Here is a 23480-nt window from a genome sequence, read left to right on the forward strand (position 1 = left end):
CGGATGTTATTTATCAATTTATCAAGGAGACACTGATGCAAATCAGTCGTAGGTCTTTCTTTAAGATCTGTGCAGGCGGTATGGCTGGTACATCTGCTGCATTACTAGGCTTGACACCTGAAGTATCTATTGCGAACACTCGCCAATATAAATTATTACGTTCCGTTGAAACTCGTAATAACTGCACTTATTGCTCTGTAGGTTGCGGTATTTTGATGTATAGCCTTGGGGATGGTGCAAAGAATGTCGATAAAAGTATTTATCACATTGAAGGCGACCCTGATCATCCTGTTAGCCGTGGCTCTTTATGCCCGAAAGGTGCTGGGCTTGTCGATTATATTCACAGTGAAAATCGCCTGAAATATCCTGAATATCGTAGACCTGGCTCTGATAAGTGGGAGCGCATTTCATGGAATGAAGCGATTGATAAAATCGCCCGTCTGATGAAAAAAGATCGTGATGAAAACTTTGTTACTCATAATGAAAAAGGGCAGGAAGTTAACCGCTGGCTCACCACCGGTATGCTTTGTTCTTCTGCCGCCAGTAATGAAACCGGAATTTTAGATAATAAATTTTCTCGTTCATTAGGCATGATTGCTATCGATTGTCAGGCAAGACTTTGCCATGCGCCAACCGTTGCAGCATTAGCTCCAACTTTTGGTCGTGGTGCAATGACCAATAACTGGGTTGATATTAAAAACGCTAACGTTGTGCTGATCATGGGCGGTAACCCTGCTGAAGCGCACCCTGTCGGTTTTAAATGGGTTATCGAAGCTAAAATTAAGAACAATGCGAAGGTTATCGTTGTCGATCCTCGTTTTAACCGTAGTGCTGCGGTTGCCGATCTCTACTCTCCTATTCGTGCAGGCTCTGATACTGCGTTCTTATTAGGTGTTATTCATTACCTTATTGAACACAATAAAATTCAGCATGAATATGTGAAAGCCTATACCAATGCTTCTTTGATTGTTCGTGAAGATTTTAGCTTTGATGAAGGTCTTTTCAGTGGATTTGATAAAGAAAACCAAAGCTATGATAAAACCTCATGGCACTATGAACTTGATGAGAATGGTTTAGCATTAAGAGATAATTCACTGCAACATCCTCGTTGTGTGTGGAATCTTTTAAAACAGCACGTTTCACGTTATACCCCTGAAATTGTTACCACTCTTTGTGGCACGCCTTTAGAAGATTTCACCTATATCTGTGAAGCGCTTGCGTCTACCAGTGTAAAAGACAGAACCTCAACTATTTTGTATGCCCTCGGTTGGACACACCATACCGGTGGCGCTCAAACTATCCGTGCAGCAGGTATGATCCAGTTATTATTAGGTAACGTGGGGATGCCAGGTGGTGGTGTGAATGCGTTACGTGGGCACTCGAATATTCAAGGTTATAGTGATCTGGGTTTATTATCATTAAATCTACCAGGCTATATGCCCCTGCCTAATGAAAAACAAACATCATTAGAAACTTATTTATCTCAGGTAACACCGAAAACCGTGGTTGCAGACCAAGTTAACTACTGGAAAAGAACCCCTGATTTCTTTATTAGCTTACTAAAAAGCTTCTGGGGTGAGCACGCAACGGCACAAAACGAATGGGGTTATCACTGGTTACCAAAATGGGATAAAAGCTATGACATCATGGCGCAGACCCAATTGATGATCGATGGAAAAATGAATGGTTATATCGTTCAAGGTTTTAACCCATTAGCCGCTTTTGCCGATAAAAATAAATGTAGCGCCGCATTAGCCAAGCTGAAATATATGGTTGTCATTGATCCATTAGTGACTGAATCATCTAATTTCTGGCAAAACCACGGCGAGATGAATGAAGTCTCACCAAAAGATATTCAAACTGAAATCTTCCGTTTACCTTCATCATGTTTTGCTGAAGAAAATGGCTCAATTGCAAACTCAGGCCGCTGGTTACAATGGCATTGGGCGGGTGCTAAACCACCAGCACAAGCATGGCATGATGGTAAAATTTTAGGGCATTTATTAATGCGTCTGCGCGAGCTTTATCGTGAAGAAGGTGGCGTTTGCCCTGAGCCTGTAATGAATCTTTCTTGGAACTACGTTGACCCTTACGATCCACAACCTGAAGAAGTGGCGAAAGAAGCGAATGGTCAAGCCATGCAAGATATCTTTGATGAAACAGGCAAATTGTTGTTTAAAAAAGGACAACAGCTTGATGGTTTTCATCAACTGAAATCAGATGGTTCAACTGCGAGTTTCTGTTGGGTTTATTCTGGTTGCTGGACTGAAAAAGGCAACCAAATGGCGAACCGTGATAACGCCGATCCATCTGGACTAGGTTGTACACCGGGTTGGGCTTTTGCGTGGCCTCAAAACCGTCGTGTGTTATATAACCGCGCATCAGTTGATCCACAAGGGCAGCCTTGGGATACAAAGCGTCAGCTTATCAAATGGAATGGTAATCAATGGGTTGGCCCTGATGTACCCGATTATAGCAATGCAGCGCCTAATAGCGGTGTAGGCCCGTTCATTATGCAACCTGAAGGTATGGGACGTTTATTTGCTGTTGATAAAATGGCTGATGGTCCATTCCCTGAATTCTACGAACCGTTTGAATCGCCAACAGAAGATAATATTCTGCACCCAAAAGTCTCTCGTAACCCTGTTGCACGTTTATATAGCTACGATGCCGAACATTTAGGTAAAGCAGATGAATTCCCTTATGTGGCAACAACCTATTCAATTACTGAATTGTTCCGTCACTGGACAAAACACTCATTAATTAATGCTATTGCACAACCCGATCAATTTATTGAGATTGGTGAACAACTTGCTTCACGTAAAGGCATTGTTCAAGGTGATGAAGTTAAAGTGAGTGCGAAACGTGGCTATATCAAAGCCAAAGCCGTGGTGACTAAGCGAATTAGACCTCTAACGATAAATGGCAAAGTCGTTGATACCATCGGCATTCCTTGTCACTGGGGCTTTGAGGGGGCAACTCGCAAAGGTTTCCTTGCCAATACATTAACGCCATCTGTGGGTGATGCGAACTCATTCACACCTGAATATAAGGCGTTTTTAGTCAATATCGAAAAGGCATAAGGGGAAACTAATGTCATTGCAATCTCAAGATATTATTCGTCGTTCTGCTACAAATTCTCTCACGCCTGCACCACAAGTACGTGACTTTAAAGAAGAAGTGGCAAAGCTTATCGATGTGACAACCTGTATTGGCTGTAAAGCCTGTCAGGTTGCCTGTTCTGAATGGAACGATATTCGCGATAAAGTCGGTCTTAATGTCGGTGTTTATGATAACCCAATGGATTTAACCGCTAAATCGTGGACCGTAATGCGATTTTCTGAAGTCGAAGAAAACGGCAAGCTGGAGTGGCTAATTCGTAAAGATGGCTGTATGCACTGCGCTGATCCAGGTTGCTTAAAAGCGTGTCCAGCAGAAGGTGCCATCATTCAATACGCTAATGGTATTGTCGATTTTCAATCAGAACACTGTATTGGTTGTGGTTATTGTATTGCGGGTTGTCCTTTCGATGTTCCTCGTATTAATGAAGAAGATAACCGCGCTTATAAATGCACATTGTGTGTTGATCGTGTTGAAGTCGGTCAAGAACCCGCTTGTGTAAAAACCTGTCCTACAGGTGCGATTCATTTTGGCTCTAAAGAAGCAATGACTCATCTTGCCAATGAGCGAGTCGCTGAACTCAATACCCGTGGTTATGACAAAGCAGGCTTATACGATCCTCAAGGTGTTGGCGGAACTCACGTTATGTATGTACTTCATCATGCAGATAGACCTAATTTGTATCATGGCTTACCTGAAAATCCAGAAATTAGCTCAACGGTTAAATTCTGGAAAGGTATTTGGAAACCATTAGCAGCGGTTGGTTTTGCAGCCACTTTTGCGGGTGCAATATTCCATTATTTAGGTATTGGCCCTAACCACACCACAGAAGAAGATGAAGAAGAGGCACAAAAAGAGATGGAAGCATCACAAAATTCAGTGAATAAAGAGGAGCAGAAATAATGAAGAAGAAAAGTGATAAAATCCTTCGTCATACTGCCTCAGAGCGTATTAATCACTGGGTTGTGGCGATTTTCTTTATCTTTACCACTTTTAGTGGATTGGGCTTTTTCTTCCCATCTCTAAACTGGTTTATGAATATTTTAGGCACCCCACAGCTTTCGCGTTTACTGCATCCATTTACGGGTGTCGCGATGGTATTCTTCTTTATCTTTATGTTTTTTAGATACTTAAAGTATAACTTTGTTGATAAAGACGACTTAGTATGGGCGAAGAATATCCATAAAGTGCTACAAAACGAAGAAGCTGGTGATATTGGGCATTATAACTTAGGTCAAAAAGGGATTTATTGGACATTAAGTCTTAGTCTTATCGTCCTTACCATCAGTGGTGTGATTATCTGGCGTCCTTATTTTGCGGATTATTTCTCGATCCCCGTTATTCGCATTGCCTTACTAGCTCACTCACTGTCCGCTATCTTACTGATCATAACAGTGATTGTTCATGCTTATGCTGCGTTTTGGGTAAAAGGTTCAATTCGTAGCATGATTGAAGGTTGGGTAACTCGAGGTTGGGCGAAAAAGCACCATCCACGTTGGTATCGTGAGATTTTAGAAGAAGAAAAAAAAGAAGCAGAAAGTAAATTAAACCAAAAATAATAGACTGTTTTTTTCTATAAAATAGATATGAGAGAAAAATGGAGGCTTAATAGCCTCCATTCTATTTTTAATCAACGATTAACTTAATGTGCCACTGTTTTTGCTTGCTCCACTAAGTTAATTAAACGACTTCTCATTGTGTGATAGTGTTGAGAAACTTGGCTTTCCGCCCATTTTTGATCCTCAATTTTAATCACTCTAGCTGCACAATATTTAGTTTCCGGCGTTTTTGACACAGGATCAAGATTATCTTGAGTCAGCTCATTACATGCTCCAATCCACCATTGATAAGTCATATAAATCGCTTGCTTGTTGATTGTCTCATTCACATTACAACGAGACATTACTTTACCTCGGCGTGATTCAACCCAAACAATCTCTTGATCACAAATACCGGCTTCTTTGGCGACATCAGGGTGAACTTGAACATAACCAGGTTCATCTGCAAGTGATGCCAATGCTTTACAGTTACCTGTCATCGAGCGACAAGAGTAATGCCCAACTTCACGCACTGTAGATAAAATCATTGGATAATCAGCATCAGGTAATTCAGCAGGCGCTCGCCATGGTGTCGCGAACAACTGACCTTTGCCTGATGGTGTGGTGAATTGATTACCTGAATATAAATAAGGTGTCCCTTTATCTTCAATATCAGTACAAGGCCACTGAATATGAGCTAAACCTGCTAGTTTTTCATAAGTGACACCAAAGAACAGTGGGCATAATGCTCTGACTTCATTCCAGATCGCTTCATTATTTTCATAAGACATCGGGTAGCCCATTTCTGTGGCTAATAAGCTAATGATTTCCCAGTCACGTTTTACATTGCCACGTGGTTCAATAGCTTTTTCAAAGCGCTGAAAACCTCTATCCGCACAGGTAAAGATGCCTGCATGTTCACCCCAGCTCGTTGACGGTAAAATCACATCGGCTTGCTCAGCGGTTTTAGTCATAAAGATGTCTTGGACTACCACAAAATCGAGAGCTTCAAAGCCTTTTCTTACTAAGCCTAAATCGGCTTCGGTTTGTAATGGATCTTCACCCATGATGTAATACGCTTTTACTTTACCTTCAATGGCTAAATGCGGTACTTCAGTAATCCGATACCCCACTTCAGGATCAAGTTGTTCCACAGGAATATTCCACGCTTGAGCAAATTTTTTACGTGTTTCTTCATCAGTGACATATTGATATCCTGGGAACATATTCGGTAAAACCCCCATATCACAAGCACCTTGAACATTATTTTGTCCACGAACTGGTGCAACACCAACATGCGGTTTACCTAAATTACCCGTTAATAATGCAAGACCAGATAAGCCTTTAACCACATCAACCGCTTGGCCAAATTGCGTGACCCCCATTCCCCACATAATTGTGGCTGTTTTAGCTCCCGCATAAGTACGCATTGCCTTACGGATTTCAATTGCAGGAATACCGACAATATCTTGTACCGCTTCAGGGCTATAGTCTGCGAGTTGTTTTTTATATTCTTCCAAACCTTCGGTATAGCGACTGACATAATCTTTATCATAAAGATCTTCATCAATTAGCGTATACGCAAAGGCATTGACTAACGCCATATTAGTCCCATTTTTTAATGGTAAATATTGATTAGCGATTTTGGCTGTTTCGATTTTACGAGGATCACAAACGATTATTTTTGCACCTTTTTGTTTCGCTTTTACAACCCGACGCGCCACAATAGGATGAGAGTCAGCACAGTTATAGCCAAAAACTAATAAGCAATCTGAATCTTCAATATCCGCAATCGAGTTGCTCATAGCACCATTGCCGAGTGTTTCTTGTAAACCCGCAACAGAAGGGCCATGACAAACACGCGCACAGCAATCGACATTATTATTACCTAATACTGCGCGAACAAATTTCTGCATCACAAAGTTGGTTTCATTCCCAGTTCCCCGAGAAGATCCTGTACACATGATGGATTTTGCACCGTATTTTTCTTTGATTTCCAGTAATTTTTTTGCCGTATATTGAATCGCTTCATTCCAACTTACAATTTCAAAATCAGCCCCTTTTTGTCGGCGGATCATGGGTTCATGAATTCTGGCGGTCAGCAATTTATTGTCATAAAGAAAATCCCAACCATAGAGCCCTTTTAAGCAAAGTTCTCCTTGATTGGTGACACCATTGGCACCTTCAGCTTTGATTATGCGACCATTTTCGACACAGAGATTGATTTTGCAGCCAGCGCCACAGTAAGGACAGACGGAGTTGATTTTGTTCATTTGATATCCTTTCCCCTAACTAGGGAGTAAAAGAGTCATAAAGAACATTTAACTAAGCAGGAATTATGCCAATTAATTTTCAAAATATAATCAATGAGATACAAAAAAAAATAATATTTGATAATCGTTTCGTCATTTTTGTCGATGCTCACTTTACACAAATAGGGTTAATACCCTAACTTATTACGGAATTAGGCAATTAGCATCAGGGGAACATTTGGAAATAAAAATTAATACTGAATTCTAATAAAATTTATTTCTTTAGTTTGAATTTATGATATAAATAATAAATACGCATTTTGAAAAACAATATTTCATATTGCATTGCGATTACATCCATTTCAATAAAGAGCAAAAAGATGAATATGAACACCAATAACCGACTCCTAGGCCTAAACCTACTACTCCTTCGTTAGGTGGCCGAGCACGTTCATTTTTTTGCAAAAGCCACCAGTCAGGTGGCTTTTTGTTGTGCCCCTACTGGTGGAACTGTTTTTTAGGGGAGTTTCTATGATGTTTAGTTTCACCATTAGGATGATGAGTTACAACGTCTTACCAATAAGCCACTGTATGGCAATGCCTTTCATAACAAACCAAATGAAGCAGGAGGCAAAATGAGCCAACAATGGACATCACGAGTCGGTCATATCTTAGCAGCCGCAGGCTCTGCAATCGGTATTGGCGCAATCTGGAAGTTTTCTTATGTCGCAGCCAATAATGGGGGCGGTGCATTTTTAATTGTCTTCTTGTTATTTAGTTTTGTTATCGGGCTTGCTGTATTACTGGCTGAGAATATTTTGGGCAGTAGCACACACGCTGAAGCCGTGAACGCATTTAAAAGAATGATGGGACGCAATTGGGTCATTATTGGCGTTATTGGTGTATTCAGTTCATGGTGTATTTATAGCTTCTATAGTGTTGTCGGTGGTTGGACAATTGGCTATACCGTTATGGCGGCAACAGGTCAGTTGAATATTACAGATAGCACTGAATTAACTGGTATTTTTACCCGCTTTATTAGTGATCCTTTATGGCCTATTTTGGCTCACCTTACCTTTGCTGGATTAACCTGTTTTGTGGTTTTAGCGGGTGTACAACGTGGATTAGAGAAAGCCGTCAAAATCATGATGCCAATGTTATTTATCATTATGATTTTATTGATTATTGTTGGTATTAGCTTACCGGGTTCTTCTGAAGGTTTAAAATTATTTTTATACCCTGATTTCAGTAAGTTAACCCCTCAAGGTGTATTAGATGCATTAGGGTTAGCCTTCTTCTCACTGTCTATCGGTTTAGGTATTCACATCACTTACAGTGCTTATTTGGCGGATAACAAAGGGATCGCCAACTCCAGTATGTGGGTCGTTATTTTATCTTGTATGGTGTGTGTACTTGCCGGATTAATGATTTTCCCTGCATTATCTGCCGCAGGTTTAGAGCCGAATGCAGGCCCCGGTTTAACCTTTATGACTATGCCGGTTTATTTTGCCAACTTACCCGGCGGTAATATTTTAGCAGTAACTTTCTTTGTCTTGTTATTAATGGCAGCGTTAACCTCTGCAATTTCATTACTTGAGCATATCGTAGCTTATGTGCAGATGCGTTTTCAGTGGACTCGTCGCCGTGCTGGATTAGTGGTTACAGCCTCTATTATGTTGATGGGTATTCCCGTTTCATTATCTTTTGGACCTATGAGTGATATGACATTAGGGGGCAAGACGGTCTTTGATTTATTGGATTATCTGACATCCAATATCTTGATGCCTTTATTTGGTATTGCGATGTGTTTGATCTTTGGCTGGTCAAGTAAAGCGAATGCATTTATTCCTGAAAACATCACTGGGTTAAAACGTCAAAGCTTATTACTGGTATGGCGTTATATTGGTCCAGTTTGTATAGGAATCATTTTAGTTCATGGATTGATTGGCTAAATAAATTCCCTGTAAAAAACGTTTATTAAATAGAAAGAGAGGGTCAAATGGCCCTCTCTTTCTGCTTGTTTTCTTTGGATACTTTATATTACTTTTTCCCTAGCTGGTTTATCAAGATCACCCAACCAATCCCATAGCTTGAGGTAAGAACATAGAAATTGCAGGAATATATGTCACTAGTAACAGTACAAGAACGATAACTGCAAAAAAAGGTAATAGCGGTCTGATTACACCTTCAATCTTAATTTCACCTATCTTACAACCGGTAAATAAAATAGGACCTACTGGCGGTGTTATCGTACCTAATGAAAGGTTAAACACCATCATGATACCGAATTGCACCGGGTCCATACCAAATTGAGCACAAATCGGTAGGAAAATTGGAGTAAAGATTAACACCGCTGGCGTTGGGTCCATAAAAGTACCAACCAACAGTAAAACTAGGTTCATAATCAGTAAGATAACTAAAAAGCTATCGGTAAAAGAGAGTAAACCTGATGCGATAATGGCAGGTATTTTAGTAAATGCCATTACCCAAGACATAATGGATGATGTTGCAAGCATCAAAATAACAATTGCCGTCATTTTTGCTGTTGCTAAGAAAATAGCAGGCAAATGGTTTATTTTGATATTTTTATAACACATACCCAAGATTAAAGAGTATACAACAGCAATGGCTGAAGCTTCTGTTGCGGTAAAAATTCCGCCTAAGATCCCACCGATAACAACCACTATCATCATTAAGCTAGGAACCGCATCAAGCACGAGCTTAAAGGCTTGTCCTTTCATGGTACGCTTTTCAGCAACATAACCGCGACGTTTAGCAATAAAACCTGCCACTAACATCACACCCAGTCCCCATAAAATACCGGGAATATAGCCCCCCATAAACAGAGCTGTAATCGAAACACTCCCTGCAATAGTGGCATAAACAATCAGTGTGTTACTTGGGGGAATTAACATGCCAGTTGGTGCTGATGCAATATTAACCGCAGCACTAAAAGCGGGATCGTAATTCTCTTTCTTTTGAATTGGAGACATGATGCCACCAATCGCCGCCGCAGACGCAACACCAGAGCCACTGATTGAACCAAATAGCATATTTGCAACAACGTTAGTTTGCGCTAAAGGCCCCGGTAAAAAATTACTAACTAACTTAGCGCAGTTAATTAAACGAATAGCGATACCGCCGTTATTCATTAAGTTACCCGCCAGAATAAAGAACGGGATTGCTAACAGAGCGAAAGAGTCTAACCCTACAAACACGCGTTGAGCTGAGGTTAAAATCGCACCATCAAAAGGCAATATCATTGCCATGGCGAAGAAAGAAGAAAGTCCAATACTGACGCTGATTGGTGTACCAATAAATAAGAGAAGGAATGCACCAATAAACATGACTAGGGCAACAACAATTGCAATATCCATGGTTACACCTTTTGCTTTGAAGAAAATTGTCTAACCAATCCATATTGGTTATATAAGCAATAAAAAATAGAGAGAACACCGCTTATAGGTATAGCTGCATAGATAACCCCGATAGGGATTTGCAGTGCCGAATCAAGTTGTCCCATTTGGCGACTCATACCGATGTAGCCACCAATAGTGAGCACCAATAACACAAAAACGGTTGTGGCGAACTCACCTAAAATTTCAAGGAAAATACGGACTTTACGAGGCATACGATCACGCATAAACGTAATCGCGATATGTTCACGTAATCCAAACACATAAGCACTACCAATTAAAATTAACCAGATAAATAGGTAGCGAGAAAGCACTTCACTGACTGCACTAGGATCGTTAAATAGGTAACGGGTGATAACTTGGTAAGTCACCAATATCGTCATTAAACCCACAAGAAAAATACAAAAATAAGCGACGATGGTATCTATTTTTAGCTTAATGCTTGTTAAAAAAGTATAAAAATCCTTTTTTGCAACAGGCGTATTAAAGTCGTTTGAAGAGGGTAATTTCTCTGAAGGTTCCATGGTTGATCCTTATAATAGGGGCTAAAAATTTAGCCCCTTGTAACAAACGGCATTAGTTGGCTAATGCGCGGATCTTATTGTAGATATCTTTCTGTTCTGGTGTGGTCAGCATCGATTCTTGCAGCGGTTTACAACGCTCTTGGAATGGCTTGATATCAACCTCAGTAAATGTTGCACCTTGGCTAATAGCAGATTGTCGAGCCGTGTCTAACGCTTGGTTAAAGAGATTAAACTCAGTAACCGTACTTTCTTTCGCTAACTTACGGAAAGTCGCCTGATCTTCAGGGCTCATCTTGCTTAAGAATGCTTCATTCACGATAAGTAAGTCGGCAACCATGACGTGGCGGGTATAAGAGAAATGAGGTGCAACTTCATACTGTTTTAAGTCAGCATAAGTGATTTCGTTATTCTCTGCACCATCAAGAACACCTTGTTGGATAGCGGAATAAACTTCACCCTGTCCCATAGGAACACCTGTTCCTCCCATGCAAGACAGCATTTTCACCATAGTGTCAGATTGCATAACCCGGATCTTTCTTCCTTTCATGTCTTCAGGTGTTTTAATAGGTGTTCCTTTCACATACATACTACGAGCACCCGCGGTATAGGCAGTAAGTACCTCGAAACCATTTCCTTTGGTTGAGCTAAATAGGCCATCTAACATATCACCTGTAAAAACTTTTCTTTGGTGTTCTGAGTCGTTATAGATATAAGGCATCGCCAGAACAGAGAAGTTTTTGTTGTAGTTTTCAACAAGAGGATTTGCAACCACAGCCAATTGAATGGCTCCTGATTGAACTAATTCAAGAGCGGCACGTTGGTCACCCAATAATTCATTCGGATGAATTTCGAGTTTATATTTCCCCCCCGTCGCAGCTTCTAATTTTTGACTGAAATCTTCCAGTGCTTTGTATTGAGGATTTTTTTCAGATTGGTTAAAAGCCGTTTTCAAAACAACAGGACTATCTGTTTTGTCATCTTCACCACATCCCGATAAAAAAAGGCTAGCGACTACAACGGTGCTGATAAGAGATAACTTAGGCAAAACATTCATTGTATGCATGTGAACCCCTTATGGGTTTGCGTATTTTGATAGTGTTAATGCTACTTGAATTTGACGATATTTCAGTGATCGAATTCAAGAAAATGAAATGGCGTTCCTATTTTTTGAAAATAGATTACCAATTTTATGTTTGCAATTTCAAAAATAAAATAACTTATTGATAAATAAGGATTAAAATATCAAAAAAAGATAATTTATCTGTGAAAAAATAGGAAATATATCTTCTGAAATAAACTATAGAATCGCTTTAAATCTGAATTACCGACTACTTATTAAGCAAAAAAGTAGCCGATAATCATATTTTGAATGGGGAATGATAGGATGAAACTCTTAGTTATTATTACTGAGTTGCCAGCCATGTTTTGCTGATTTTAAAAACCGCCTTTTTAATTTTTTGCGAAGCATTTACCTGACAAGTAGGTCGATGAACTTCTCCAGGATAAAAAATGGCAAAATCCCCTGTATCAAGTAATAAACGGGTTGTAATAGGTGGGTTATCTAAGAAAATCAAATCCGGTTTTGTTTCTTGATATTGATGAGGATAGGTAATCGTTGTGCTGGTAGAGATCATCTCTTGACCCTTAAGTACAACTTGAATATCAAGATAATGGTCATGAAACTCACTTTTTAAGTTTTCTTCACGATCGGTAGTCGGTGTGGAAATAATATAAAAAACATCATTATTAATAATGTTATATGTCCCTTCACTCTTCTCTTGCAAAGCGTTTAACGATAACTCTTTTTTAGTGAGTAATTTTAATAGTGCGGGCGGCAGCATTGTTGCATCAAGTTGCTTTAAATTTCCAGTGATCATCAGGTTACCCTCTTAAATCCGTGTTTAAATTCAATTACAAAGCTGCCATTGCTTCCTTAGCAAGAGCGCCTATTTTTTCCCATTGTTGATTATCGACGAGATCTGAAGGCACCATCCATGTACCACCACAAGCAACAACACGAGGTAATGCGAGATAATCTTTCACATTGCTGGCATTAACCCCACCTGTTGGCATAAAGGAAACGGGATAAACGGCACTCAATGCTTTGAGCATGCCAACACCGCCAGAAAGTTCCGCAGGGAAAAACTTCAATAAATTGATGCCGAGTTCCATTGCCTCTTCGACTAAACTTGGCGTATTAATACCCGGAATGATAGGAGTGCCTCGTTGCTGGCAATACTGCACAATACGAGGGTTAAATCCTGGACTCACAATAAAATCCGCGCCGGCTTCAATTGCCTGATCAACCTGTGCTTTCGTTAATACCGTACCTGCACAAATGATCATTTTCGGAAATTCATTTCTTAACTGGCGAATAGCCTCCGCAGCCGCAGGGGTACGAAAGGTTATCTCCGCACTAGGCATACCGTTTTCAACTAATGCTTTACCCAATGCAACAATGTCATCTGCATTTTTAATTGCGATAACAGGAATAATTTTTAGTGCCGAAAGTTGTTCAAGTAATGTTGACATAGTGTGTCTCGTTGAATGAATAAGTGGCGTGTTTATTGAGGAGTGTGGCATCGCGACTATTGGGATAATCGCACCACGATGTTGAATAACCGTACTTGCAAGTAAGTGTGCATAACGCGCAGACTTCACAACTGACTCACCTGCTAATCGCGTAGCAAGATAACCAGCACTGAATGAATCACCGGCTGCAGTTGTATCAATCACACTTTGCTTATCGAGTTTTATAGCAGGAACTTCATCACAATGTCCTTGCTGTATAATTAGGCAAGGTTCTGCGCCTTTTTTAATAACGATTTCCCCAACACCAAATTCAATCGTTCTGGACACACATTGCGCATCTTCGCTATCCCCCCAAAGAAGGAATTCATCGTCTAATGTGAGAAAAGCCAAGTCAGTGAGTGACAAAATAGCTTGATAGGCTTTTTGCGCAGCATCGAGACTTTCCCATAATCTTGGTCGATAGTTATTGTCAAAGGTGATCTTCACACCCTTTTCTCGACACTTCGCTAATTGTTGTAAAAGCAGTTCTCTATCTTCAGGAGATAAAATCGCCAAGCTGATACCACTTAAGTAGATATAATCAAAATCAAGCAGTTGTTGAAAAATCATTGGAGCTTTTGGTGATCGTAACCAATATCGCGCGGCAGCATCGTTACGCCAATAATGGAAGGTACGCTCTCCTTGGCTATCTGTATTTATGAGATAAAGTCCGGGTAATTTATTGTCTAATCTCTGGACTAATTCAGTATGTACGCCTTCTTCTTGCCATTGCGCTAACATGGCACTACTCATTGAGTCTGTACCTAACGCACTTACATAATGAACAGATAAATTGGGGTTTACGCGAGTCAAATAAACAGCAGTATTAAGAGTATCTCCTCCAAAATGGCGTACAATATTCGCCTGATTTTCGGATAGTTCAATCATACATTCGCCAATAACAGCCACATTGATAGCCATAGCGCTTTCCATTTTCACATTAGCAGTGATGTCATTTTATTTTAAATCGATTCAATTAAAAAGATTTAAAACAACATTTCATTAATTTTGTGATATTGTCATTATTTTCAAAATTCATAAGAAAGTAAGTTTAAAGAAGATCCATAAAAAGCCATAAAGTACTCATCATGCTATCGCGTGTTCAGATACCCAATAGCATATACAAAACCATGGCGGTTATTTATCTCTATCTACTTTAAATTCAAAGTGATACACACAGAAAAAATATCAAATTTAGATATTTTTTTGTTTAAAAATATTGTGATTAGCAACACGTTACATGATGAAAAATCATTAACCTTATTGAATCATCATCGCTAATCACTATAATTTTTATGATATTTCAAATATAATGAAACAATAAATCATTTTTTAGGACTCACAATGTCTGAAATAGAAAACACTCCTGATTCAGTTTCCTCTGTACTCAAAGTATTCGCTATATTACAAGCACTTGGCGAGGAAAAAGTGATTGGTGTGACAGAGTTATCCTTACGGATCATGATGTCTAAAAGCACCGTCTATCGTTTTTTACAAACGATGAAAACGTTAGGATATGTTTCCCAAGAAGGTGAAACAGATAAGTATTCTCTTAACTTAAAATTATTTGAGTTAGGCGCAAAAGCACTTGAAAACCAAGACTTGATTAAACTTGCTGATGAGCAGATGTATCGCCTTGGAAAACTAACCAAAGAAACGCTTCACCTCGGTACATTAGACGAAGACAGCATTGTTTATCTGCATAAAATAGACTCTGAATATAATTTACAGATGTATTCTCGCATTGGTCGCCGCCGTCCGCTTTATAGCACTGGGCTAGGTAAAATTATGCTGGCTTGGCTACCAGAAACGGAAATTCGCGCTATTTTGGCTAATGTGACTTTTGAACCTTTTACAAAATATACACTGAAAGATATCGATGCTTTACTCGCTGAATTAGAACAAGTTCGCAAACAAGGTTACGCAGAAGATAAAGAAGAAATGGAACATGGCTTGTGCTGTTTTGCTGTGCCTATTTATAGCCGTATGGGCAGAATTATTGCGGGACTCTCTTTATCTCTACCTTTAATTCGTTTCCAAGAAGAGAGTAAAGTTGCGTTAATCGCGCAATTACATGAAGCGGCAGCCAATATTTCTGCTGGATTAGGTTTCCACGACTACCCTTTTAGCTACACAGACACCAATGTCTTGGCTGAGAATATTTAAAAATAAAACCTAACTCTTTATTTATACTAAAAATCCATTAATACATTATTAATGGATTTTTTTATTTCTCTTTGTCACAACGAACCCTGTAATTTCGCCTTATAGAGATTAAAAATAGTTCGACTATTCACCACCAAGAAAAGACTTTCTTGTATTATTCCACCAATTGAACCCGCCCAAATATTATGCGTTAACCAACATAGCGTACTGGTTAACATACACAACCTAAGCACAATGCCGTTAAAGCGAAATAGTGCATAGGTTGTTAATGTTGTCGCAAATAACGTTAAGATCTGTATTGGATGTATGATTTTCGGGATCACTAAAAACCATGCCAATGTAATAAAGATCAACATGATCCCAATATTACGCGAATAACCCGATACCCAATTTCGTATTGCACAAAGCAAACAGTTAATGGCGCCTACCGTGGAACCAATTAAAAAGAAATGAATCGACATCAAAAGGCCATTGAGCGTGAGCTGAAATCTCAATTTGCTATCTTGTCGTTGCATAAAGGCAGTTGCACCAATAAGACACCCCAGAACACCAATACCTTGGGCAAACCAATAGTTATCAAAAAACATGCAGCCCCCTTATTCCCAGCTCAACGAAAAAAGGCGCCTTTGGGCGCCTTCTTCAACAATAGCGTATTAACGCGCTAACCAACCACCATCGACTGCGATGGTATAGCCATTAACATAATCAGAAGCCGAAGATGCTAAGAAAACAACAGGCCCCATCATGTCACTTGGAACACCCCAACGCTCAGCCGGAATACGCTCTAAAATAGCCGCATTACGCTCTTCATCAGCACGTAAAGCCGCAGTGTTATTTGTTGCCATATAGCCCGGAGCGATGGCATTAACGTTAATGCCTTTACTTGCCCATTCGTTTGCTAATAAACGGGTTACGCCCATAACACCACTTTTAGATGCAGTATAAGACGGCACACGTATGCCACCTTGGAATGAAAGCATTGATGCGATATTAATAATTTTACCGCCAGTGCCTTGAGCGATAAATTTTCTAGCCACTGCTTGAGACATGAAAAAGAGGCTTTTAATATTGAGATCCATAACATCATCCCAATCTTTTTCTGTAAAATTAATCGCATCTTCTCGACGAATGATACCGGCATTGTTGACTAAAATATCAATATGTCCGAAATGAGCGACTGCTTTATCCACCAGCCCTGGCAACTCATTTGTTTTACTCACATCAGCTTGCAAACTTAAAAAACGGCGACCAAGCGCTTCTACTTCGGCGATAGTCTCTGTCGGTTCAACAAGGTTGACCCCCACAATATCGCAACCCGCTTGAGCAAGTCCTAATGCCATACCTTGGCCTAAACCTGTATTACAGCCAGTCACAATGGCGACTTTACCTTTCAGATCAAATGCATTCAGGATCATACTATTACCTCGAATATAGGAAATATGTACCACCAATTCATATAATTGGTGGCGACTTTATTATGAGTAATACATTTATCTGATTAGCGCAGATCGCGAACCGCAACGTGGTCCATATCGCTAAAGACCTGATTCTCACCCACCATACCCCAAATAAAGGTATAAGCTTGTGTTCCAACACCTGCGTGAATAGACCAACTTGGTGAAATAATGGCTTGTTCGTTATGAACTAATAAATGGCGAGTTTCATCTGGTTTACCCATCATATGGAATACCGCAGCATCTTCTTTCATATTGAAATAGAAATAGACTTCCATACGGCGTTCATGTGTATGACAAGGCATGGTATTCCAAAGGCTTCCTTCCTCTAGCTGAGTCATACCCATTACTAATTGGCAGGTTGGTAATACGTTAGGAACTAAATACTTATAAATAGTACGACGATTACTGGTGCTTGCATCCCCTAATGTTTCAGGAGAAGCCTGATCTTGTGTGATTTTACGTGTTGGGTAAGTGGTGTGTGCAGGTGCGCTGTTATAATAGAATTTGGCAGGATGTGCAGGATCAACACTCTTAAAACTCACTTCACGAGCGCCTTTTCCTACATAAAGCGCTTCTGCTTTACCCACTTCATAGTTTGTGCCATCAACCGTAATCATACCTGCGCCACCAATATTAATAAGGCCTAATTCACGGCGCTCTAGAAAATAGGTGACACCAAAAGACTTACCTAACTCATTAGAAAAAGTGAGTGTAGAGTCTACTGGCATAATTCCGCCAAATACAATTCGGTCGATATGACTATAAGTCATCGTCAGTTTATTAGGGCTAAAAACTTCTTCTATCAGAAACTCGCGGCGCAGGCCTTCTGTATCTAGTTGTTTGGCATGGTCGCTATGAATGCTTTGACGAGTTTGCATAATGAACCTCAATTCCTAGCCTTGATAGGCATTAATGATAATGTGTGAAAATGCATCTCTTTTTATAGGGACACGATATCAATAAAAAACACAACCAGCAATAAAAATATAAAACATTGTTTTATTTTTTTGAAGATATCGTTCTTTTTATAGAAAAAGGTAAATTTTTTTACTGCTTAAATAAAAAAAAGAGCCACTCAAATGAGTGGCTCTTGACTTAACTGATAATGATTTTTTATAGATACTTGATGGTTTTTACTATTTATTTATAACTTTTTTTAATTTCTTGAGAAATTGCTAACCCACGTTTTGCTTCTTTTTCAGCAAGTTCAACGGATAAACCGATATAAGAACGAGGATCAAGCATTGCCTTAATTTCATCAGCATTAAAGGCCGCCGTAATGGTTTCATTCTTCATCAGGTTAGTATAAAAATCTTCACCGTCTGCAGCCGTTTTAATAGCTTCTTCATATAACAGTGAATGCGCTTTATCTTTACCCAATTTTTCTGCCATTTTCATCATAACGTATTCGGTATTATCTAATCCCTTATTTCTCATCACGTTATGTAACATTCTCTCTTCATGAGGAACGATGGTTCTTGAAAGCTCTTCTGTTCTTAATAAAATTTCTGTTGTTAATTCTAATGCTTCTTCAATTAAGCCATCGAATAACATATAAGAACTGCTGTCACCTTCATAAGGTCTTACCGCAGAGTACATTCCCACATTAGGTAATGAGTACAGTTTCTGTGAGTTAGCAATAATACCTTTCGCTAATTTTGGATTAATTTTATGAGGCATCGTGCTACTACCCACAGTGCCTTTTGTAAACCCTTCAGAAACCTCAGCAATTTCTTCTAATGTAGTGCTATAAACTTCTTCACCAATTTTATGACAGATATTTGCCATCAGTGCTAAGTTCATCATGTACTCTAATTTATGCGTACTTAGGTTACGTGATGGTACTTCCATTGCCTGCATACCCACTAATTCAGCAACACGTTTTTGTACTTTCATCCCAACTTCAGGCATTGAGTTAAAAGCACCTACTGCGCCACCCATCATAATGGTGAATACACGTTTCTCACTCTCTTTCATGCGCTGGTAGCAATCAATAAAATCGCTGATCCACACTGAAACTTTATACCCGTAAGTGATAGGAATAGCATGACGACCGTGTGTTCTACCTGCCATTACCATATGTTTTGTTTTTTCAGCGAGATTTGATAAGTTTTCAATAATTTCGCTCAACAATAACATGAACTTATTGTGTACGGTTTTCATCATATACAGCTGTGAACTTTGCTGTATGTTTTGCGTGGTAATGCCGTAGTGCACGTATTTACCGCTCTCTTCAGAGCACGCATTCACCAGCACTTTTAAGAAAGGTACAAAGCCATGACCGATTTTTTGATAAATGCGGTTCATCTCTTCGAAATCGATATTCTCAATAATCGCCTTTTCTTTAATTTCATCAGCGGCAGACTGTGGAATAAAACCGTGTTCAGCTTGTGCTTGCGCTAACATTGCTTCAAACATCAACCAAGTTGAATATTTAGCTTCATTGGACAGCAGATTTTTAATACCGCGATCGTCGATTGTTTTGCTTTTAGAATCGTATAACGCTCTCATCATGTATCCTTTTATTTCTTCATTGCTTCATCAACAGCATTGCGAACAAATTCGACTTTAGGGCCATAAACGACATGGACATGGTTTGCTGCCGGAAAGAAGAATGCTGTACATCCAGACTCCAACATTAATTCTTTATCTATTTGATTAACTTCATTAATGTCGATACGTAATCGTGTAATACAGTTATCAACATTACGAATGTTTTGTTTACCACCTAAGGCTTTAATAAGGATCTCTGCGATTTCGCCATAACGTTTTTCTTTGATCAGCGTATTTTTCATATTGCTTGATTCTTCTCTACCCGGTGTTTTGATATCGAATTTGACGATAGCCCAGTAGAAAATAAAGTAGGTCACAACAGCAAGCGCACTACCAATAAGCACTAAGAAGATCCAGTTAGTGTGTTCGTACAGTAAACCAAAGATGGTGAAGTCAAAGACTGTGCCTCGGATATAACCGATCGCAACACCTGCAAAAGAGAGCAGAACTGCACCAATACCCACGATAATCGCGTAAATTAAATAAAGTAACGGTGCGATAAAGACGAAGGTAAATTCAAGCGGTTCGGTAACGTTACCTAACATTGCTGTTAAAACCATCGTCACCAGCATTGATTTAACTTCAGCACGGTTCTCTTTTTTCGAGGTTTTATAAATCGCTAATGCAATTGCTGGGAACAGGAATAGCGTAACCAACATTTGTTGCTGAGCCATAAAACGCGTTAGGCTTGGCATCATTGCCCAATATTCACTGCTTGGCCCTTGGTTAAATAACACTTCTGTCATTGCTGGAACAACGCCCACATAGGTTTGTCCATCAATCACATAAGAACCACCAGCTTCGGTAAATCTAAACAGAACGTTCCAGACATGGTGTAAACCGAATGGAATAAATAGGCGTTCACCGCCCGCAGTAAAGAAAGGCCCGACAGGACTTAAGAAGACTACCGAGAGCTTAGTTAAGCCCATCACTAATACTTCCCAAATAAATGGCAGTAATGCACCTACGCAGATCATCAATCCGACCATAATAATGGCGACAGATTTTTTCCCAGAGAAGAAGGCAAATGCCGTCGGTAATTCAAGGTTATAGAATTTATCCGTTGCCCATGCAGCGATTAATCCCGTGATAATCCCCCCTGCGGCACTGATATTCATGGTTTGTATACCAAGTACCTTGATTTGCCCCACCTGCGTCATAATCGCAGGATCAGCAAGCTTTCCTGTCAATACCAGCCAGATATTGATAGTACTTATCAAGGTCAAATAGCCGACAACGGAGGCAAAGACCGCTATCCCCTTATCTTTGTGGCTCATACCGTATGCCACACCCATTGCAAATAAGAGTGGAATATTATCAAACACCACGCCGGCAATAGTACGGATACTAACTAATAGAGCATTGACTGTTTCATTTCCTAGAAAAGGAAAGCGTGCAATCATATAAGACTGAACTAAAGCACCACTGATACCTAAGATCATACCAATAGGTGCCAATACGCCGATAGGTAGAAGTAGGGTTCTACCAAAGCGCTGAATAGATTCGCTGAACTTTTTCCTGGCCATATTTTTTTCCTTATGACTTCTCGAATATAAAAGAATTACCGATGTACTCTATCTTAGGGATTATAGGAAATGAATGGCGCGCTGGTTTTAAATATTATCTCAGGTCATACTTTATGACTTAGGTCTTTTTATTAAAAATCGATTTAATAAAAAACAATGAATAAAAATTTTTATTCTATTAAATAATATTTATTTTAGAGCTTAGAAGTAAGATTGAAAAGAAAGGCTATTTTAGAATAAGTGATGATTAATCTAACGGAATATATTAATACTCTTCACGCTTTAATCATTAGAAAGAGGATCTAATAAATCATATAGACACTGTTATCTCTTTTTAAAGTAGATTTTCCAGCTCATTAATCAGTAAATCCACCAGCATAAAAAAGCCAATACGCGATTTGGTATCATCTTTTTTAGTATCATGATTATCAGCAAAACAAAATAGAGCATGAGTTGCATAAGTGGTTAATTCATTAGTATTAAATGCTGTCATGCTAATGATGTTGGCATCTTTTAACTGCACAATTTTTGCTGTCTCAATGATTTTCTTGGTACCACCAGAAAGCGAGATAAAGATAACCGTATCGTCTTCATTAACAAGGCGTGTAAACGAATCAGATAAGTTGTAATCATTAATAAAAAAGCAATGTAGACCTAATGCAAACAATAGATGTTCAAGGTAATACCCTACCGCTTTGCTCGTACCTCTTGCGACAATAAAAATATTTCTAGAATGACGTAAAGTCTTCGCGCACTCCTGAATTTGCTCTTCATTAATTAAGGTGAATGTTTTATGAATATTTTTTTCTAATTGTTTTTTATAAGACGCCGCATTAGTTTTTTCGACTTTATTTCTCGTCAAGATATAATTATTAATTTGGAATTTAAGCTCTTTAAATCCACTAAATCCTAATTTTTGCGATAAATTAATGATAACCGTTTTTGATACAAATGTTTTGGCAACTAAATCATTAATATTTAAATACGGAATATCCGCAATATTATCGGTGAGATATTTTAATACTTTCTTTTCGCTGATGGTTAAATTGTCATAATTTTTTAAAAAATCCAGCATATCTCACCCAATAAATTAATCTAAAACATCTTATGAAGACAGCACACATCAAAAAAGCAGTTCTGTTCTTTTTGCGAGTTTATGTGAAATAAAGTGCATAACGAGTATACGTTAAATCATACAGTTATGTAGGATCAGAGTGGTATTTTGTGAAATAGGATAATATTGAGCCCATTTTTTAATGAGCTCAATACGTGTTATTCGTTACCCCAGCGATTAAGAAACATGGCGATATCATCAATGCGCTTTTTATCAATACCCGCTTCTTTTGCCATCTCTTGCTGCGCGTTCTCACTAATTTCTTCGTTATTCATTAATCGGGTGAGTAGCAGTTGGAAGTAGAGGGCAAGCGCATCTTCTTCTGCTTCAGCAACAGGCTCTATCGACTCCATCGCATACTCTTCGACCATATCATAATATTTAAAATGGATTTCATTGTTCATTGGTTATCCCCAAGGTTAGTTTATAATCATTATATTCAAATTATTAAGAGTATATCTCTACATTCGCCTGTTAACTTAAAATTCGCTATCATCCACTTCCTTCTTTTTTGCGGATAAGCTGATGTCTACGATTATCGATACTTTTATTGCTCCACCCTGCCATGATGAAATCGAGATCCTTTATCAAGACGAGCACTTAGTCCTTATCAATAAACCGACAGGATTATTGAGCTTATCAGGAAAAAATCCACAAAATATAGACTCGGTACATTATCGATTAGTGAAGCTATTTCCGGGATGTACTCTTGTGCATCGGCTTGATTTTGGCACATCTGGATTGATAGTTGTGGCACGCAATAAAGCAGTTAATGCCCTTTTGTGTCAGCAATTTAGCCAGCGCAGTGTAACCAAGGTATACAACGCACTACTATGTGGACATTTGAATGATAATGAAGGAATAATCGATGCACCTATTGCAAAAGATCCGGCTCTGTTCCCGCGCATGTCAATTTGTCCGATTAATGGCAAGCCTGCACGCTCTCGTTATCACGTTATTGAGCGTTTTTATCATACGTTAGAAGATGGAAGGTTGTTGCCTTTAACACGGGTACAATTTGTGCCTGAAACAGGAAGGACGCATCAACTTCGTATTCACAGCCAATTTATAGGGCATCCTATTTTAGGTTGTGATTTATATGGTGGGTGCGATGGGGGTTTAATGGACGGAACTGAACGGACTCTGCGACTGATGCTTCATGCGAGTGAACTTCATTTTGTTCACCCCATTAGCCAAGTACCAATAAAAGCGTACAACAAGAGCCCGTTTTAAATATCGATAA

The 23480-nt window shown here is 39.2% G+C and carries 19 protein-coding genes and 1 pseudogene; 6 read left to right on the forward strand and 14 right to left on the reverse strand.

Annotated elements, in window-relative coordinates:
• Positions 1-35 precede the first annotated feature (35 nt).
• The 3 genes from fdnG to fdoI are packed head-to-tail and all read left to right on the forward strand — an operon-like array spanning position 36 to position 4679.
• A complete protein-coding gene (fdnG, locus tag DK857_RS04445) occupies positions 36-3083 on the forward strand; it encodes a formate dehydrogenase-N subunit alpha (protein ID WP_109401651.1) in 3048 nt (1015 codons plus the stop codon).
• A 10-nt stretch (positions 3084-3093) separates the two neighbouring features.
• Complete coding sequence (gene fdxH / locus DK857_RS04450; RefSeq protein ID WP_099659236.1) at positions 3094-4023, forward strand: formate dehydrogenase subunit beta; 930 nt, start codon at positions 3094-3096, stop codon at positions 4021-4023.
• On the forward strand, positions 4020-4679 hold the full coding sequence (gene fdoI, locus DK857_RS04455) for a formate dehydrogenase cytochrome b556 subunit (protein ID WP_109401652.1): 660 nt from the start codon (positions 4020-4022) through the stop codon (positions 4677-4679). The genes fdxH and fdoI overlap by 4 nt, the downstream gene beginning before the upstream one ends.
• An 83-nt stretch (positions 4680-4762) precedes the next feature.
• Here fdoI and fdhF read toward each other — a convergent pair whose 3' ends face one another.
• Positions 4763-6931 (reverse strand): formate dehydrogenase subunit alpha, encoded by a 2169-nt coding sequence (gene fdhF / locus DK857_RS04460; protein ID WP_109401653.1) that lies wholly within the window; start codon positions 6929-6931, stop codon positions 4763-4765.
• Positions 6932-7545: 614 nt separating this feature from the next.
• On the opposite strand from fdhF, the gene DK857_RS04465 reads away from it, so the two are divergent.
• Positions 7546-8862, forward strand: coding sequence for a sodium-dependent transporter (locus DK857_RS04465; RefSeq protein WP_109401654.1), 1317 nt, complete (start codon positions 7546-7548; stop codon positions 8860-8862).
• A gap of 117 nt (positions 8863-8979) precedes the next feature.
• Here DK857_RS04465 and DK857_RS04470 read toward each other — a convergent pair whose 3' ends face one another.
• From DK857_RS04470 to kdgK, 6 genes and pseudogenes are all read right to left on the reverse strand, one after another.
• The gene (locus DK857_RS04470; RefSeq protein WP_109395238.1) at positions 8980-10287 is read right to left on the reverse strand and encodes a TRAP transporter large permease; all 1308 of its coding nucleotides are present in this window, start codon (positions 10285-10287) and stop codon (positions 8980-8982) included.
• Between the two features lie 2 nt (positions 10288-10289).
• On the reverse strand, positions 10290-10850 hold the full coding sequence (locus tag DK857_RS04475; protein ID WP_109401655.1) for a TRAP transporter small permease: 561 nt from the start codon (positions 10848-10850) through the stop codon (positions 10290-10292).
• A 52-nt stretch (positions 10851-10902) separates the two neighbouring features.
• Complete coding sequence (locus DK857_RS04480) at positions 10903-11913, reverse strand: TRAP transporter substrate-binding protein (RefSeq protein WP_109401656.1); 1011 nt, start codon at positions 11911-11913, stop codon at positions 10903-10905.
• Positions 11914-12253: 340 nt separating this feature from the next.
• The gene (locus DK857_RS04485) at positions 12254-12727 is read right to left on the reverse strand and encodes a YhcH/YjgK/YiaL family protein (protein WP_109395235.1); all 474 of its coding nucleotides are present in this window, start codon (positions 12725-12727) and stop codon (positions 12254-12256) included.
• A 34-nt stretch (positions 12728-12761) separates the two neighbouring features.
• The gene (locus tag DK857_RS19325; RefSeq protein WP_227003119.1) at positions 12762-13433 is read right to left on the reverse strand and encodes a bifunctional 4-hydroxy-2-oxoglutarate aldolase/2-dehydro-3-deoxy-phosphogluconate aldolase; all 672 of its coding nucleotides are present in this window, start codon (positions 13431-13433) and stop codon (positions 12762-12764) included.
• Positions 13428-14342: pseudogene (gene kdgK, locus DK857_RS19330) on the reverse strand (2-dehydro-3-deoxygluconokinase); the annotation flags it as partial. The pseudogene kdgK and the gene DK857_RS19325, both read right to left, overlap by 6 nt.
• A 423-nt stretch (positions 14343-14765) precedes the next feature.
• On the opposite strand from kdgK, the gene kdgR reads away from it, so the two are divergent.
• Complete coding sequence (gene kdgR, locus DK857_RS04495) at positions 14766-15587, forward strand: DNA-binding transcriptional regulator KdgR (RefSeq protein WP_109395234.1); 822 nt, start codon at positions 14766-14768, stop codon at positions 15585-15587.
• 74 nt (positions 15588-15661) lie between these two features.
• On the opposite strand, the gene DK857_RS04500 is transcribed toward kdgR, so the two are convergent.
• The 7 genes from DK857_RS04500 to DK857_RS04530 all read right to left on the reverse strand — a co-directional run bounded on the left by DK857_RS04500 (position 15662) and on the right by DK857_RS04530 (position 22641).
• On the reverse strand, positions 15662-16174 hold the full coding sequence (locus DK857_RS04500; RefSeq protein ID WP_109395233.1) for a YgjV family protein: 513 nt from the start codon (positions 16172-16174) through the stop codon (positions 15662-15664).
• Between the two features lie 66 nt (positions 16175-16240).
• Positions 16241-17002, reverse strand: a complete 762-nt coding sequence (gene kduD, locus DK857_RS04505) for a 2-dehydro-3-deoxy-D-gluconate 5-dehydrogenase KduD (protein ID WP_109401658.1) — start codon at positions 17000-17002, stop codon at positions 16241-16243.
• An 83-nt stretch (positions 17003-17085) separates the two neighbouring features.
• Complete coding sequence (kduI, locus tag DK857_RS04510; protein ID WP_109395231.1) at positions 17086-17922, reverse strand: 5-dehydro-4-deoxy-D-glucuronate isomerase; 837 nt, start codon at positions 17920-17922, stop codon at positions 17086-17088.
• A 262-nt stretch (positions 17923-18184) separates the two neighbouring features.
• Positions 18185-19555: a class-II fumarase/aspartase family protein gene (locus tag DK857_RS04515; protein ID WP_109395230.1), complete on the reverse strand. Its 1371-nt coding sequence runs from the start codon at positions 19553-19555 to the stop codon at positions 18185-18187.
• Positions 19556-19566: 11 nt separating this feature from the next.
• Entirely contained in the window at positions 19567-21123 is a 1557-nt protein-coding gene (locus DK857_RS04520) for a PTS transporter subunit EIIC (RefSeq protein ID WP_109395229.1), read from the reverse strand.
• Between the two features lie 334 nt (positions 21124-21457).
• Positions 21458-22198: a MurR/RpiR family transcriptional regulator gene (locus DK857_RS04525; protein WP_098941581.1), complete on the reverse strand. Its 741-nt coding sequence runs from the start codon at positions 22196-22198 to the stop codon at positions 21458-21460.
• A gap of 197 nt (positions 22199-22395) precedes the next feature.
• Complete coding sequence (locus DK857_RS04530; protein ID WP_098944033.1) at positions 22396-22641, reverse strand: DUF2543 family protein; 246 nt, start codon at positions 22639-22641, stop codon at positions 22396-22398.
• Positions 22642-22762: 121 nt separating this feature from the next.
• Here DK857_RS04530 and DK857_RS04535 point away from each other — a divergent pair, with 121 nt between their 5' ends.
• Positions 22763-23470 carry an RluA family pseudouridine synthase gene (locus tag DK857_RS04535; protein ID WP_109401659.1) on the forward strand — a complete coding sequence of 236 codons (708 nt, stop codon included), beginning with the start codon at positions 22763-22765 and terminating at the stop codon, positions 23468-23470.
• The last annotated feature ends 10 nt before the right edge of the window (positions 23471-23480 follow it).

This window comes from Proteus terrae (assembly GCF_003144325.1).
In the GTDB taxonomy this organism is placed as follows: domain Bacteria; phylum Pseudomonadota; class Gammaproteobacteria; order Enterobacterales; family Enterobacteriaceae; genus Proteus; species Proteus terrae.

What these genes read in the sequence shown, in the direction of transcription:
- fdnG (WP_109401651.1), top strand. Translation starts at nt 36, where the DNA reads ATGCAAATCAGTCGTAGGTCTTTCTTTAAGATCTGTGCAGGCGGTATG.
- DK857_RS04465 (WP_109401654.1), top strand. Translation starts at nt 7,546, where the DNA reads ATGAGCCAACAATGGACATCACGAGTCGGTCATATCTTAGCAGCCGCA.
- DK857_RS04535 (WP_109401659.1), top strand. Translation starts at nt 22,763, where the DNA reads ATGTCTACGATTATCGATACTTTTATTGCTCCACCCTGCCATGATGAA.
- DK857_RS04470 (WP_109395238.1), bottom strand. Translation starts at nt 10,287, where the DNA reads ATGGATATTGCAATTGTTGTTGCCCTAGTCATGTTTATTGGTGCATTC.
- DK857_RS04515 (WP_109395230.1), bottom strand. Translation starts at nt 19,555, where the DNA reads ATGAGAGCGTTATACGATTCTAAAAGCAAAACAATCGACGATCGCGGT.
- DK857_RS04525 (WP_098941581.1), bottom strand. Translation starts at nt 22,198, where the DNA reads ATGCTGGATTTTTTAAAAAATTATGACAATTTAACCATCAGCGAAAAG.
- kdgR (WP_109395234.1), top strand. Translation starts at nt 14,766, where the DNA reads ATGTCTGAAATAGAAAACACTCCTGATTCAGTTTCCTCTGTACTCAAA.
- DK857_RS04520 (WP_109395229.1), bottom strand. Translation starts at nt 21,123, where the DNA reads ATGGCCAGGAAAAAGTTCAGCGAATCTATTCAGCGCTTTGGTAGAACC.
- DK857_RS04500 (WP_109395233.1), bottom strand. Translation starts at nt 16,174, where the DNA reads ATGTTTTTTGATAACTATTGGTTTGCCCAAGGTATTGGTGTTCTGGGG.
- kduD (WP_109401658.1), bottom strand. Translation starts at nt 17,002, where the DNA reads ATGATCCTGAATGCATTTGATCTGAAAGGTAAAGTCGCCATTGTGACT.
- DK857_RS04480 (WP_109401656.1), bottom strand. Translation starts at nt 11,913, where the DNA reads ATGCATACAATGAATGTTTTGCCTAAGTTATCTCTTATCAGCACCGTT.
- fdxH (WP_099659236.1), top strand. Translation starts at nt 3,094, where the DNA reads ATGTCATTGCAATCTCAAGATATTATTCGTCGTTCTGCTACAAATTCT.
- DK857_RS19325 (WP_227003119.1), bottom strand. Translation starts at nt 13,433, where the DNA reads ATGCCACACTCCTCAATAAACACGCCACTTATTCATTCAACGAGACAC.
- DK857_RS04485 (WP_109395235.1), bottom strand. Translation starts at nt 12,727, where the DNA reads ATGATCACTGGAAATTTAAAGCAACTTGATGCAACAATGCTGCCGCCC.
- fdhF (WP_109401653.1), bottom strand. Translation starts at nt 6,931, where the DNA reads ATGAACAAAATCAACTCCGTCTGTCCTTACTGTGGCGCTGGCTGCAAA.
- DK857_RS04475 (WP_109401655.1), bottom strand. Translation starts at nt 10,850, where the DNA reads ATGGAACCTTCAGAGAAATTACCCTCTTCAAACGACTTTAATACGCCT.
- DK857_RS04530 (WP_098944033.1), bottom strand. Translation starts at nt 22,641, where the DNA reads ATGAACAATGAAATCCATTTTAAATATTATGATATGGTCGAAGAGTAT.
- kduI (WP_109395231.1), bottom strand. Translation starts at nt 17,922, where the DNA reads ATGCAAACTCGTCAAAGCATTCATAGCGACCATGCCAAACAACTAGAT.